Here is a 12,866-nt window from a genome sequence, read left to right on the forward strand (position 1 = left end):
GCTAAAGAAGGAGAGAAACCATGCAGTTTTCAACAACGCCAACCCTGGAAGGGCAGACCATCACCGAGTATTGCGGCGTGGTCACCGGTGAAGCGATCCTCGGCGCGAATATCTTCCGTGACTTTTTTGCCGGTATCCGCGATATCGTTGGCGGCCGCTCTGGCGCGTACGAAAAAGAGCTGCGCAAAGCGCGCGAGATTGCCTTCAAAGAGCTCGGCGAGCAGGCGGAAGCCCTCGGCGCGGATGCGGTTGTGGGGATCGATATCGACTACGAAACGGTCGGGAAAGATGCCAGCATGCTGATGGTGAGCGTAAGCGGTACGGCGGTGAAAACCCTCCGATGAGGCATGCGTTTGCCACGCTCCTGCTGGCGCTGCTGCTGGCAGGGTGCGTCACGGAAAAAGGGATTATCGATAAAGGTGCCTACGAGCTGGACACGCGTCATCAGGCGCAGGCGGCTTACCCGCGCATAAAGGTGCTGGTTATCCACTACACCGCGGATGATTTTGACAGCTCGCTGGCCACCCTGACGGATAAAAACGTCAGCTCTCACTATTTGATCCCTGCCAACCCTCCCGCACCGGACGGGAAGCCGCGCATCTGGCAGCTGGTGCCTGAAAGCGAACTTGCCTGGCATGCGGGGATCAGCTTCTGGCGCGGCACCAACCGGATTAACGATACGTCGGTGGGTATTGAGCTGGAGAACCGGGGCTGGCAGAAAACGGCCGGGGTGAAGCACTTTACGCCGTTTGCACCTGCGCAAATCGCGGCGCTGGTGCCGCTCGCCAAAGAGATTATCGCCCGCTACAGCATCAAACCTGAGAACGTGGTGGCCCACGCGGACATTGCGCCGCAGCGCAAAGACGATCCCGGCCCGCTATTTCCCTGGCGCGAGCTGGCGCAGCAGGGGATTGGCGCCTGGCCCGATGCCGGACGCGTCGCGTTCTATATTAACGGGCGACCGCCCTGGCAGCCGGTGGACACCGCAGCGCTGCTGGATTTACTCGCGCGGTATGGTTACGAGGTGCCCGACAACAGCACGCCCGCCCAGCAGAAGCGCATCATTATGGCATTCCAGATGCACTTCAGGCCGCAGCTGTGGAACGGCGTTGCTGATGTAGAAACGATGGCAATTGCCGAAGCACTTTTAGAGAAATACGGGCAGGGGTAATTCTTCGGAATGCCCCGAAACGAAAGATTAGCTATTCATGCGCTTCAGATTAATCTTAAGTACATTCTCAATTCATTTTAAGTTAATTGATTTAAAATCGCCCTCAATTAAGATGGACTCATCGATTCACGATATGAATCAATTAAAAAAACCAGCGCTGGTTTGGTTTTTTTAATTTTAAAAGAATACAAAATTAACTTTACGGCAACATCAATGTTTGTCGGTCACTTTCTCATTTAAACATCTTAATTAGGTATAACAATGTTAAGCATTTTTGGTAAAAAAACACGTCCCCAGGATGAAATGGATGCCATTATTTCTGCAACGTCTGGATACGAAGAAAAAACGTTAAAGAAATGGCAAAGAATATCCACAACTGACTCTGATAATATTCACATTATTGTCAGCGGCGAAGTTGAATTCCGCCGTACCTCTGATGACCTGTGCGTATTTACGCTGCAGGGACAGTGTATCTTTGGTCTCTCCGCTATTTTTTACAACTCGGCGCACATGCATGGCGTAGTGCGCAGCAATACCGTGGTGCGTACCATTCATAAAGATGAATTTCAGCGGTTAATGACCCGGCATGGGCTGTGGCCTGAGTTAACCAAAGTGCTGGCATGGTATATCTGTTTACTCAGCAAACGTGATGACGTTTTAGTTGCCCGCAGCGCTTATTCCGTGGTGCGTGAATTTCTGATTGAAATTAACGAGCTAATTGTTCAGCAGCAGCGTGATATTAATATCTACGATTACATTCAGGAATACACTAACCTGGCGCGCAGTACCATTATTAAAATCCTCTCAGACCTGAAAAAAGGTCAATATATTGTGGTGGAAAAAGGGCGACTTCTCAGCCTGACGACCTTACCCGAAAAATATTAATCCCCTCCGGCGTCTCCTTTTATGACAGAAGGAGACGCTTTCTGCGTTTCATCAACCGGTGGCGCGGGCATTTTTCCCTTCGACATATCATCCTGCTGCTGTTTTAACGCCTGCATAAACAACTCTTTTAACGAACCGTCATCATCCGATTTCATCGCCTGTTCGTGTGCCTCGGTGCCCGGCAAGGTATCGCGCGAGGTGTCTTGCGTGGCCGGGCTATCCGGTAACGCACCATCGGGGGCCTGCTGCCAGTCATTTTCATCGCTATTAATGGGCATACTGTCCATCGGCGGCAAATTTTCCTGCATTTTTAGCGGCTGGGGTTTTGGATGCGGATGCGGGAACGGCTTCGTCACGTACACGTAATGCATATCAGACAGCGTGGTTTCCGGTTTCGCCGCGCTCACCTTTTTTATCACGGGCGTCGGGTGGCGCAAATTCCAGTAAACGTGCGCATAAAGGCCGGCCGCGATCAGCGCACACAGCCCAAGACACCATAGCGCAGTCACGCTGAGGATTTTACTGAATGACGGTAAACGCCATGAGAACCAGACCGGCTCCCCGGTGGTATAGCTGCGCTGGGCAGCAAGGCAGATGGTAGACATTATGCGTGTTTCTCTTGCGTAGTCGGGTTGGCCTGGGTTGTCTGGATCAACACGCTCGGTGTGGTATGGGTTTCGCGCATCAGCTGCATCAGGGTGTCTTCACCCGGAATACCGTCGACGTGAAGGTGCATTTTCTGCTGGAATTCGCGGGTGCGTTTCATCAGCTCCGCCGTCCAGTTTTTATCGTGCGTTTCGCTTTCGCCCAGCGCCACGCTCAGCTGCCGATCCAGCCATTCGAGATCTTTGCTGCCGCTGGCGGCGGTAATTTCGTCTTTGCCTTCCGGCGTCAGGCGATGCAGGACTGTGTAATTGCCCGTCGCGTGCTGGTTATACCAGGTGCGGCTCACCTGCCAGGTTCGGTTGTTCATCAGCAGGTCGAGGGAATCTTTCCCCGCGCGCGCCACCACGGCGTAGTTAACATGATCGCCCGTTTTTATTTCGCTGACCCACGGATAGCCGTCATTCGCCAGGGAATCCAGGGTGGCATTTCCCTGCTTACACATCAGGTTCACTTTTGCCGCATTCTGGCACAGCGCGTCGTCTGCTGACGCGTCATACCCCCACATGGCGTAAAGCTGGTGCATGGCATCAGGCTGGTTTACCACTTCGTGCTCGATGACAGGCAATACCGGCGCGTCTGGCGTTTTAGCCTGCTGTTTCCAGCTGGCCGGTACCGGCAGCGCGACCGGCAGTTTTGCCGTGATAGAAGAGGTCATCATCCAGCCGCAGGCGGCGAACAGCACGGAGGCGAACAGCCCGATGGACGCCAGCGCTTTACCGCGTTTCGGTGCCGGAAGCGCTTCACCGGTGGCCAGACGCAAATGACGCGGTCCGACGTTTGGCGCGCGTTCGGTCCACGCGGCCAGCATGGAAAGGTGCGCCAGCTCGTTCAGCTTGCTGATGTTGCCTTTGGTCAGGGCGTGGATCTTTTTCACGCGAGCGGGCGTCAGCGGGGAGACGTCAGCGCCGTGCTCCTGGCACTGGGCGTCAACATAGCTCAGGAATTCGCGGCAGGTCAGGTTGCGCAGGGTGTGGCTGGTCAGAACAAATTCCTGCAGCGCGGAGTCCGTCAGCATCGTCTCCCGATCTTCACTGCCCATCAGGATGACCGACAAACGCACGTCCAGCTCCTGGGCACGCGTCAGCAGCATGGCCAGCACGTCGTAGCTGTTGTTCTTCATCGCCTCAGCGTGCGTGATGACCAGCACCTTTTGCGTTGCACGGGTATCTCGCCACTGGCGCAGCACGGCATCCACGGCCTGCAGCTTATTTTTGCTCTCTTTCGCCGACGGGTTGAGCTTATACAGCAGGCTGTTGGCGCTCAGCTTTGGAAACGCGTTAATTGAGACGACGGCGCTGCTGCTCTTCAGCGCATCGCTGAACTGCCCCAGCAGTTCACTGTCGTGGTAAAAGAGCCCGGTGATCCCTGCCTGCTGGCTTTTTTCTTTCAGAAGATTGAACACATCCTGATGATAAGGCACCAGAAAATCGCCCGATTTACGGGTGATTGTTCTGAACGGAGGGGTAGTGAATTTAAAATGACTCTGATACATAGCGACTGACCGTCTCTTCTCTTTAATAGCAATGGGCGAAAAGTACGGGATGCACCAGTCCTGGTCAATTTAACACCAGAGTAAAAATAACCTGCCGTCGGGCTCTAACATTCCTCTTTTTTCCGGTCAATCATTTTCTTTATTAAAGTTAATAGCGAAGCAGTTAGTCGATATTAAAAGGGCTGATTATTATTAGCTCACTAAGTGATGCAGCACGTCGCTGCGAATGACTGCTTTGCTAAAAGGCCGGATAAATAATGAGGAACGCACTCCTTTCCCGTGTAATGACACTCTGCATTATGCTTGTCATGCTGATATTTTGCAGCCAGCAGGGTTATGTCGTTTATAAAGATTATAAGAAAGTTACGAATAAGTTAGCGAATGCGGATAAGCCGGCGCTAAAAAAACGTGACGCTGAAAAAAACTTTACCCTTTTCAACGCGGCAGTGCGTCAAAGCGACGCGCCTGTTGCAGCAAAAGCGCCGTTATCTGTAGAAATCGAAGGCATTATTCGTAGCGATGAATCCTGGCTATCGTTTGCCGTGATCAAGACCCCAGCCGGGCAGCAGAGCTACCGGGAAGGGGAGTCGCTGGTGGGTTTCGATGGCGCTTATATAGATGAAATTAATAAAGATAATGTGGTTGTGCAGTACGAGGGGGCAAAACAGATGCTGGTCCTCAAGAAACCGGCTTATTTTAAGGGCGGCGTAGACAGCGGCCCGGTCACCAAATCGAAAAAAGATGCCGGCGCCGACAGTCTGCATCTCGATGATTATCTGGTGTTAAAACCGTTAATCGATAAGGGCCAGCTGGAAGGCTTTAATATTAATCCACGGAATGCGTCTCCTTTTTACAGCGATACAGGGCTGGAAAAAGGGGATGTGGTAGTGAAAGTCAACGACGTCGATATGACGAAAGAAGCGCAGGCGAAAAATATCATCGCCAACTGGTCGAAAATGAAAGAGGCGGAGGTCGTTGTAAGGCGGAACGCTCACCTTGAAAATATTCGGGTTAATGTTTTAAACAATTAACAAGTGTACATCATGAAGAAATTTCCGTGGGCGTGCGTGGCGCTGACCGCATTGTCGTTATATTCCAGTTCGCTGCTTGCAGCCAACTTTAGCGCCAGCTTTAAAAATACCGATATCCGCGAATTTATTGATACGGTAAGTCGCAATCTGAATAAAACCATTCTCGTCGACCCGTCCGTTCAGGGCTCCGTGTCGGTGAGAACCTATAACGTGCTGTCGGAAGATGAATATTATCAATTCTTCCTGAGCGTGCTGGATCTCTATGGTCTGTCGGTTATCCCGATGGATAACGGCATGGTCAAAGTGGTGCGTTCAAGCGTGGCGCGTACCGCCGGTGTTCCGGTAGCCGACAGCAAAAACCCGGGCAAAGGGGATGAGATCATCACCCGCGTGGTGCGCATGGAAAACGTGCCGGTGCGCGAGCTGGCCCCGCTGCTGCGCCAGCTGAACGATGCCTCGGGGATCGGCAACGTGGTGCACTTTGAACCCTCCAACGTGCTGCTGTTAACCGGTAAAGCCTCGGTGGTGAACCGCCTGGTGGACCTGGTTGAGCGCGTGGATCGTTCCGGCATGCAGCGTCGTGAAATTGTGCCGCTGCGCTATGCGTCCGCCAAAGAGCTTTCCGATATGTTGAACAACCTCAACAACGAAGAGCAGAAAGGGCAGAACGCGCCGCAGCTGGCGACCAAAGTGGTGGCCGATGACGAAACCAACAGCCTGGTGATCAGCGGCACCGAAGATGCGCGCGCGCGTACCCGTTCGCTGATTGGCCAGCTCGATCGCGAGCAGAATAACGAGGGCAACACCCGCGTCTTCTACCTGAAATACGCCAACGCCTCGAAAGTGGTGCCGGTGCTGACCGGTATTGGCGAGCAGCTGAAAGACAAAGCCGGGACGCCGAAGAGCAAAACAGCCCCAACGGCAACCGACCTGAATATTACCGCCGACGAGTCCACCAACTCGCTGGTGATCACCGCTCAGCCAAACGTCATGAACTCGCTGGAGAAGGTGATCGACAAGCTGGATATTCGCCGTCCGCAGGTGCTGGTGGAAGCCATCATTGCTGAAGTGCAGGACGGTAACGGCATGGATTTAGGCGTGCAGTGGACCGGCAAGCACGGCGGCGTGCAGTTTGGCTCGACCGGTCTGCCGATCAGCCAGATCAAAAACGGCACGATCAAAGGCGCTTCCTTTACGGGCCTGGCGACCGGCTTCTTTAACGGCGACTTTGGTGCGCTGATGACCGCGCTGTCGACAACCGGCAAAAACGACATTCTTTCCACGCCAAGCGTAGTCACGCTGGATAACAAAGAAGCGTCGTTCAACGTCGGTCAGGATGTGCCGGTGCTGTCCGGCTCCCAGACCACCAGCGGCGACAACGTGTTTAACTCGGTTGAGCGTAAAACCGTCGGTACCAAGCTGAAGATTGTTCCGCAGATCAACGACGGGGACATGATCCACCTGAAGATTGAGCAGGAAGTGTCCAGCGTTGACGCCAGCGCTACCGAAGACGCCAGCCTTGGCCCAACCTTCAACACCCGTACCATCAATAACGAAGTGATGGTCCACAGTGGCCAGACGGTCGTGCTGGGCGGGCTGATGGAGAACGTCAATAAGCAGAACGTCTCGAAAGTGCCGCTGCTGGGCGATCTGCCGCTGGTGGGTCAGCTGTTCCGCTACACCTCGCAGGACACGTCGAAACGTAACCTGATGGTGTTTATCCACACCACCGTGCTGCGTGATGACGACAACTACAGCGCGGCGACGAAGGAGAAATACGATCAGATCCGCGCGCGTCAGCAGCAGCGTATGGAAGAGCAAAAACTCGGCATTCTCGAAAACAGCGATAACCCGGTTCTGCCGGCGTATCCGAAGCAGAGTCACGCGACGCCTGCAGGCGTAACCGCGACGTCAGCGTCCCGCAACCCGTTCAAAGAATAAGCGGAGGTGACGCGTGGATGAACTGACGAAACAGCTTTGCACCAGCAGCTTCGCGAAAGACAACGGCATTCTGTACTGGAACGACGCGGTCTACATCCGTGAAGACGTGCCCGCGTTCGCCCTGCTGGAGATGCGCCGGGTGCTGGGGCGCGCCTTTGTGCCCGAGACGCTGAGCGCCGAAGCGTTCGATGAAATGCTGGCCAAAATCTGGCAGCAAAACAGCGGCGTCTCGCAGCAGCTGGTGGACGACATGGATGCGGATATCGATCTGATGGCGTTAACCGAGGAGATCCCGGACAACGAAGATCTGCTCGATAACGACGAAAACTCGCCGGTGATCCGCCTGATCAACGCCATTCTCGGCGAGGCGGTGAAGGACGGCGCATCGGATATCCATATCGAAACCTTTGAGCGCACGCTGAGCATCCGTTTTCGCGTTGACGGCGTGCTGCGCCCGGTGCTGCAGCCTGCGCGCAAGCTCGCGCCGCTGCTGGTATCGCGTATTAAAGTCATGTCGAAGCTCGACATCGCCGAAAAGCGCCTGCCGCAGGATGGCCGTATCTCCCTGCGCATCGGCCGCAAGGCGATCGACGTGCGTGTGTCGACCATTCCGTCACAGTACGGCGAGCGCGTGGTCATGCGTCTGCTCGATAAGAGCAACCTGAAGCCGGACATCAACAAGCTCGGACTCATCGATGAAGAGCTGGAAAAACTGAAAGGGCTGATTGGTCGCCCCCACGGCATTATCCTGGTCACCGGGCCGACAGGCTCCGGTAAAAGTACCACCCTGTACGCCATTCTGTCGGCGCTCAACGGGCATGAACGCAACATTCTGACCGTCGAAGATCCGATTGAATACGAGCTGGAAGGGGTGGGGCAGACGCAGGTCAACCCGCGCGTGGACATGACCTTTGCCCGCGGCCTGCGCGCGATTTTGCGTCAGGATCCGGACGTGGTGATGATCGGGGAAATTCGTGACGGCGAAACCGCGCAAATTGCGGTGCAGGCGTCGCTCACCGGTCACCTGGTCATGTCTACGCTGCACACCAACAGTGCGGCGGGGGCCATTACCCGTCTGCGGGATATGGGCCTGGAGTCATTTTTGATTGGATCGTCGTTACTTGGCGTCATTGCCCAGCGTCTGGTGCGTCGGCTGTGTTCGCACTGCCGTACCACCAGTTCGCTGGATGACAATGAAAAGGCGTTATTCAGCTTTATGGATACCCCGCCGAAAGCGATTTATCGCGCCGTGGGCTGTGAGCATTGTCGCCAGAGCGGGTATCAGGGACGCGCGGGCATTCACGAGTTTCTGGTGGTCGACAGCACCATGCGCCGGGCCATTCATGAAGACAAAGATGAAATGTCCATTGAGACCGAGCTTTTCAAACAGGCCTACAGCCTGCGCGAAAACGGCCTGATGAAAGTCATCAGCGGCGTCACCTCGCTGGAAGAGGTGATGCGCGTGACCGCCGAGCGTGGAGGCGATGAATAATGGCTTTCTACGCGTGGACCGCCACCGATGCCGCCGGAAAAACCCAGCGCGGCACGCTGCAGGCGGAAGGGCCAAAGCAGGTGCGCCAGACGCTGCGCGAGCAGAAGCTGATGCCGCTCACCATCACCGAAACCCATGAAAATGCGGCCAGCGCAAAAGCCAAAACCGGGGCCAGGCTGTCTGTGCCGGCGCTGTCGATGTTTACCCGTCAGCTGTCGACGCTGGTTAACGCGTCGCTGCCGCTGGAAAGCGCCCTGAAGGCGATTTCGAAGCAGACGGAGGACAAAAAGCTGGCGGCGATGGTGGTTGAAATCCGCGATAAAGTGGTGGAGGGCCATACCCTTTTTGATGCCTTCAGCCAGTTCCCGCGCACCTTCGACAAGCTCTACTGCACGCTGGTGATGGCCGGGGAAAAAACCGGCCACCTCGGCGACGTGCTGGAGAAGCTGGCGGAGTACAACGAGCAGCGTCAGAAGATGAAAAGCAAGCTCACCCAGGCGATGGTCTACCCGATTACCCTGACGGTGGTCGCCGTGGCGGTCATCAGCATCCTGCTGGTGGCGGTGGTGCCGCAGGTGATCGAGCAGTTCGTGCATATGAAGCAGCAGCTGCCGATCACCACCCGCACCCTGATCGCGGTGAGCGATTTCCTGCAGGCGTACGGGATCTATATTGCCGGAGGCCTGTTCGGCGCGGCTGTCGGCTTTAAGGCGTGGGTGAAGAAAAAGGCGAACCGTTTTCGCTGGAACAGCTGGCTAGTGAACGGCTCGCCGATCAAAAAGCTGGTCTGCGCCATCAACAGCGCGCGCTATATCCGCACGCTCAGCATCCTGCAGGCCAGCAGCGTTCCGCTGCTGGAGGGGATGTATATCGCGATGGACGGGATCGAAAATCTCTATGCCCGGCAGGTGCTTGAGCAGGCGGCAGATACCGTGCGTCAGGGGGCGTCCCTGTATAACGCGCTGGACCAGGCGAAGCTCTTTCCGCCAACCATGCTTTACATGATTGCCTCCGGCGAAGAGAGCGGGGAATTAGGTTCATTAATGGATCGCGCCGCGGAAAACCAGGAATCGGCATTACAGCATCGCATTACGTTAACACTGTCGGTCTTTGAACCGGCATTGGTGGTGACAATGGCGACAGTCGTTTTATTTATCGTGCTGTCAATATTACAACCACTTCTTCAGCTCAATAATATGGTGGGTTAAATATGTCCTTAAAAAGAAATAGCCTGAAACGTCAGGCCGGGTTTACGTTGCTCGAATTAATGGTGGTCATCGTTATTCTTGGCGTCCTCGCCAGTATGGTGGTGCCCAATTTAATGGGAAATAAAGAAAAGGCTGATGCCCAGAAAGCCACCAGCGATATCGTGGCGCTGGAAGGTTCGCTGGATATGTACAAGCTGGATAACCATCGTTATCCCACGACAGAGCAGGGGCTGCAGGCGCTGGTCACCAAACCTGAAATCGCGCCGATCCCGAAAAACTACCGTGACGATGGCTATATTCGCCGCCTGCCGGAAGATCCGTGGGGCAATGATTATATTCTGGTCAGCCCGGGTGAACATGGTGCGGTAGATGTTTTCTCTGCGGGTCCGGATGCCGAAGCCAATACGGCTGATGATATTACCAACTGGTCTTTAGATAAAAAAGAGAAGTAATGAATAAGCAACGTGGGTTTACTTTGCTGGAAATTATTCTGGCGCTGGTGATATTTGCCAGCTGCGCCATGATGGTGGTGTCGACTATTCCCTCGCGCAGCGGTGCGGATATTTTCGGTCAGCAGTTAAAAGCCCTCGTTGAATATGGTTCAGACCGTGCGGTGATGGACAGAAATATCGTCGGGCTGGTGGTCACCACGTCTGAATATCAGCTGGTGACCTGGGCCAAAAAAGACGGTGAGCGTCACTGGGAGCCATTGACCGCCGGGCGCATTGTCACCCATGGCCAGTTCCCGGAAGAGATGCACGTCTCGCTGTCGCCTCAGCGCATTGCTGCCACGACTGACACCGCCCCGCAGATTGTCTTTTTGCCGGACGGCGAAATCAGTCGTTTCACGCTTTCACTGCAGAGTGTCGACAAAAAGCAGCGTTTTAGCGTGGTGTCGCAGGGGGCATCACCGGTATCGGTAGAGAATGATGACTAAACGTAAAGAACGGGGGATGACCCTGCTGGAAGTGATGGTCGCACTGGTCATCTTCTCCACCGCCGCGCTGGCGCTGATGAACTCCGTCTCGCTGAACGTGCGCTTCACCCATGGCCTGGGCGATTCGCTGCAGGCGAGCTGGGTAGCGGAAAACCAGCTGGCGGAGGCAAAACTGAATAACGCGCCGTTCCCCGATGCCCTGCAAACGGGCACGGAGACAATGGGCGGACGACGCTGGACCTGGCGCAAGCAGCGGGTCAAAACCGCGGAAAATCGCTTTGCCGATGAGGTGCAGGTATACGCCGAGGGCGAGGAAGATAAGCCGGTGATTACCCTGCAGGTGATGGAACCCGGAGAGGCGAAATGAGTAAGCACGCTCGGCGTCAGCAGGGCTTTACGCTGCTGGAGATCATGATTGCGCTGACCATCTTCGCGGTCATCAGCCTGCTTGCCTGGCAAATCCTTGACGGGGCGATGCGTACGTCGAACGCCACCGACGTGGCGGCGACTCGCTTAAACCAGCTTCAGCGCGCCTATAACCTGCTGGAGCGGGATTTCTTCCAGCTTCAGGCGCGCGCCCCGCGCAACGAGCCTGACGTATTTGTCCAGAGCAAAGACGGCCTGGAGCTGACCACGCTGAACGGCGTGAGCGGTCAGGTTCAGCTGGAGCGCGTGCGCTGGCGGTTAAAAGATAAAAAGCTGTGGCGGGATATCTGGCCGGTCATCGACGGCCCGGCGGATGCGGAGCCGGAAGAGGTGCCCATTCTCAGCGATATTAAAGAGATGTCGTGGCGTTTCTGGAAAGCGAGCTGGCTGGACAAATGGACCGACACGGCGCACCTGCCCGACGGCGTGGAGCTGCTGCTGACGATGGAGAACGGCGATACCTGGCGCTGGGTGTTTACCACACCGGGGGAGCTGCCGATTGCTCCAGCGGCACCCGCAGAACAAACGCAGGCGCCGACCGATGCGGCGACGCCTGCGCAAGCGCAGCCGACACCCGCCCCGTCAGGAGAAAACAAATGAGCGGAAAATCGGTTCGGAAACAGCGCGGTGTCGCGCTGCTGGTGGTGCTAATTTTGCTGGTCATGATGTCGGCCCTGGCGGCCAAAATCAGCCAGCAGTTCTGCCGCAATCTGCAGAAAACCCGCTATCAGGTGAGCCAGCAGCAGCTGCGCTGGTCCATTCAGAGCCAGCAAAAAACGATAGAAGATCTGCTCCAGACGTATGCCAGCGGCGAGAGCAAAGGGCTGTCGCCGAAGGGCGAATGGGCAGAGCCGGTGGAAACAGACGGTGAAAACTACACCGTGGTGAGCCAGGTGGAGGATGCCCAGACCTGCTTTAACGTCAATAACCTGCTGGCGGCGGATCAAACACCCGCGGTACAGACCGCAGGCGCCCTGCCGGAAAAACCGGTGAAGGAGCGCATCGTCGAGCAGCTTCTGACCGACAGCGGCATTTCTGCGGGGGACGCCGAAGAGATTTACCAGCAGTTGCTGGACTATCTCGACGGCGATACCACCACGGCAAAAGAGGGGCTGGAGACGGATGCCTGGGCTGGCGTGGAGCCTGCGCGGCAGCCCGCGAATCAGATGATGCGCACCCCGGGCGAGATCAAGCTGCTGCCCGCGTTTCCGCAGGCGGCCTACGATAAGGTCAGCAAAGTGCTGTGCGCATTGCCCGACAGCGCCAGCAAGGTGGATGTGAATACGTTGACCGGGGAACAGGCGCCGCTGCTGGCTGCGCTGTTTATCGGTTCGCTGAGCGAGGACGAGGCCGCCCGCCTGATTGCTTCCCGCCCCGAAGAGGGCTGGGAGTCGATGGAGGCGTTCCTGAAAGAGCTTGAGACAAATTATCCGCAGACCAAAGACGCCCTCAAGCAGGTTCAGGCGTTGCTTGCGGTGAACAGTCATTATTTCCGGGTCAACAGTACCGGCAATACCGACGATTTAACGCTGCGCGTCGTCAGCCAGCTTCATGTTGATAATGAAGCCGGGAAGGTGATTACCTGGCAACGTCGCTACCGAATGGTTGAATAACACA

The 12,866-nt window shown here is 55.8% G+C and carries 14 protein-coding genes; 12 read left to right on the forward strand and 2 right to left on the reverse strand.

The window, feature by feature from the left end; translation table 11 throughout:
• Positions 1-20: 20 nt before the first annotated feature.
• The 3 genes from ACWHWP_RS07430 (at position 21) to ACWHWP_RS07440 (ending at position 2,056) form a co-directional block, all read left to right on the forward strand.
• Entirely contained in the window at positions 21-344 is a 324-nt protein-coding gene (locus ACWHWP_RS07430; protein ID WP_023310944.1) for a heavy metal-binding domain-containing protein, read from the forward strand.
• On the forward strand, positions 341-1,171 hold the full coding sequence (locus ACWHWP_RS07435; protein WP_447855326.1) for an N-acetylmuramoyl-L-alanine amidase: 831 nt from the start codon (positions 341-343) through the stop codon (positions 1,169-1,171). Before ACWHWP_RS07430 ends, ACWHWP_RS07435 begins: the two co-directional genes overlap by 4 nt.
• Positions 1,172-1,432: 261 nt before the next feature.
• Complete coding sequence (locus ACWHWP_RS07440) at positions 1,433-2,056, forward strand: helix-turn-helix domain-containing protein (protein ID WP_059310669.1); 624 nt, start codon at positions 1,433-1,435, stop codon at positions 2,054-2,056.
• Here ACWHWP_RS07440 and ACWHWP_RS07445 read toward each other — a convergent pair.
• Both ACWHWP_RS07445 and ACWHWP_RS07450 read right to left on the reverse strand, forming a co-directional pair.
• The gene (locus tag ACWHWP_RS07445) at positions 2,053-2,661 is read right to left on the reverse strand and encodes a hypothetical protein (protein WP_063431107.1); all 609 of its coding nucleotides are present in this window, start codon (positions 2,659-2,661) and stop codon (positions 2,053-2,055) included. The genes ACWHWP_RS07440 and ACWHWP_RS07445 overlap by 4 nt on opposite strands.
• The gene (locus ACWHWP_RS07450) at positions 2,661-4,214 is read right to left on the reverse strand and encodes a peptidoglycan-binding protein (RefSeq protein ID WP_447855328.1); all 1,554 of its coding nucleotides are present in this window, start codon (positions 4,212-4,214) and stop codon (positions 2,661-2,663) included. The genes ACWHWP_RS07445 and ACWHWP_RS07450 overlap by 1 nt, the downstream gene beginning before the upstream one ends.
• 299 nt (positions 4,215-4,513) lie before the next feature.
• Between ACWHWP_RS07450 and gspC the strand changes: the two genes are divergently transcribed.
• Genes gspC through gspK form a run of 9 tightly spaced genes read left to right on the forward strand, consistent with a single transcriptional unit; the run spans position 4,514 to position 12,862 of the window.
• On the forward strand, positions 4,514-5,245 hold the full coding sequence (gene gspC / locus ACWHWP_RS07455) for a type II secretion system protein GspC (RefSeq protein WP_447856638.1): 732 nt from the start codon (positions 4,514-4,516) through the stop codon (positions 5,243-5,245).
• Between the two features lie 12 nt (positions 5,246-5,257).
• Complete coding sequence (gspD, locus tag ACWHWP_RS07460) at positions 5,258-7,186, forward strand: type II secretion system secretin GspD (RefSeq protein ID WP_447855329.1); 1,929 nt, start codon at positions 5,258-5,260, stop codon at positions 7,184-7,186.
• Between the two features lie 13 nt (positions 7,187-7,199).
• The gene (gene gspE, locus ACWHWP_RS07465; RefSeq protein ID WP_063431099.1) at positions 7,200-8,678 is read left to right on the forward strand and encodes a type II secretion system ATPase GspE; all 1,479 of its coding nucleotides are present in this window, start codon (positions 7,200-7,202) and stop codon (positions 8,676-8,678) included.
• Positions 8,678-9,886: a type II secretion system inner membrane protein GspF gene (gene gspF, locus ACWHWP_RS07470; protein WP_447855330.1), complete on the forward strand. Its 1,209-nt coding sequence runs from the start codon at positions 8,678-8,680 to the stop codon at positions 9,884-9,886. Before gspE ends, gspF begins: the two co-directional genes overlap by 1 nt.
• Before the next feature lie 2 nt (positions 9,887-9,888).
• Complete coding sequence (gene gspG / locus ACWHWP_RS07475) at positions 9,889-10,338, forward strand: type II secretion system major pseudopilin GspG (protein WP_059310662.1); 450 nt, start codon at positions 9,889-9,891, stop codon at positions 10,336-10,338.
• The gene (gspH, locus tag ACWHWP_RS07480; protein WP_447855331.1) at positions 10,338-10,823 is read left to right on the forward strand and encodes a type II secretion system minor pseudopilin GspH; all 486 of its coding nucleotides are present in this window, start codon (positions 10,338-10,340) and stop codon (positions 10,821-10,823) included. Before gspG ends, gspH begins: the two co-directional genes overlap by 1 nt.
• On the forward strand, positions 10,816-11,190 hold the full coding sequence (gene gspI / locus ACWHWP_RS07485) for a type II secretion system minor pseudopilin GspI (protein ID WP_447856640.1): 375 nt from the start codon (positions 10,816-10,818) through the stop codon (positions 11,188-11,190). Before gspH ends, gspI begins: the two co-directional genes overlap by 8 nt.
• Positions 11,187-11,849 carry a type II secretion system minor pseudopilin GspJ gene (gene gspJ / locus ACWHWP_RS07490; RefSeq protein ID WP_447855332.1) on the forward strand — a complete coding sequence of 221 codons (663 nt, stop codon included), beginning with the start codon at positions 11,187-11,189 and terminating at the stop codon, positions 11,847-11,849. Before gspI ends, gspJ begins: the two co-directional genes overlap by 4 nt.
• Complete coding sequence (gspK, locus tag ACWHWP_RS07495; RefSeq protein WP_447855333.1) at positions 11,846-12,862, forward strand: type II secretion system minor pseudopilin GspK; 1,017 nt, start codon at positions 11,846-11,848, stop codon at positions 12,860-12,862. The genes gspJ and gspK overlap by 4 nt, the downstream gene beginning before the upstream one ends.
• Positions 12,863-12,866: the final 4 nt, after the last annotated feature.

It is taken from the genome of Enterobacter sp. WI-ESBL-E8 (assembly GCF_053364895.1).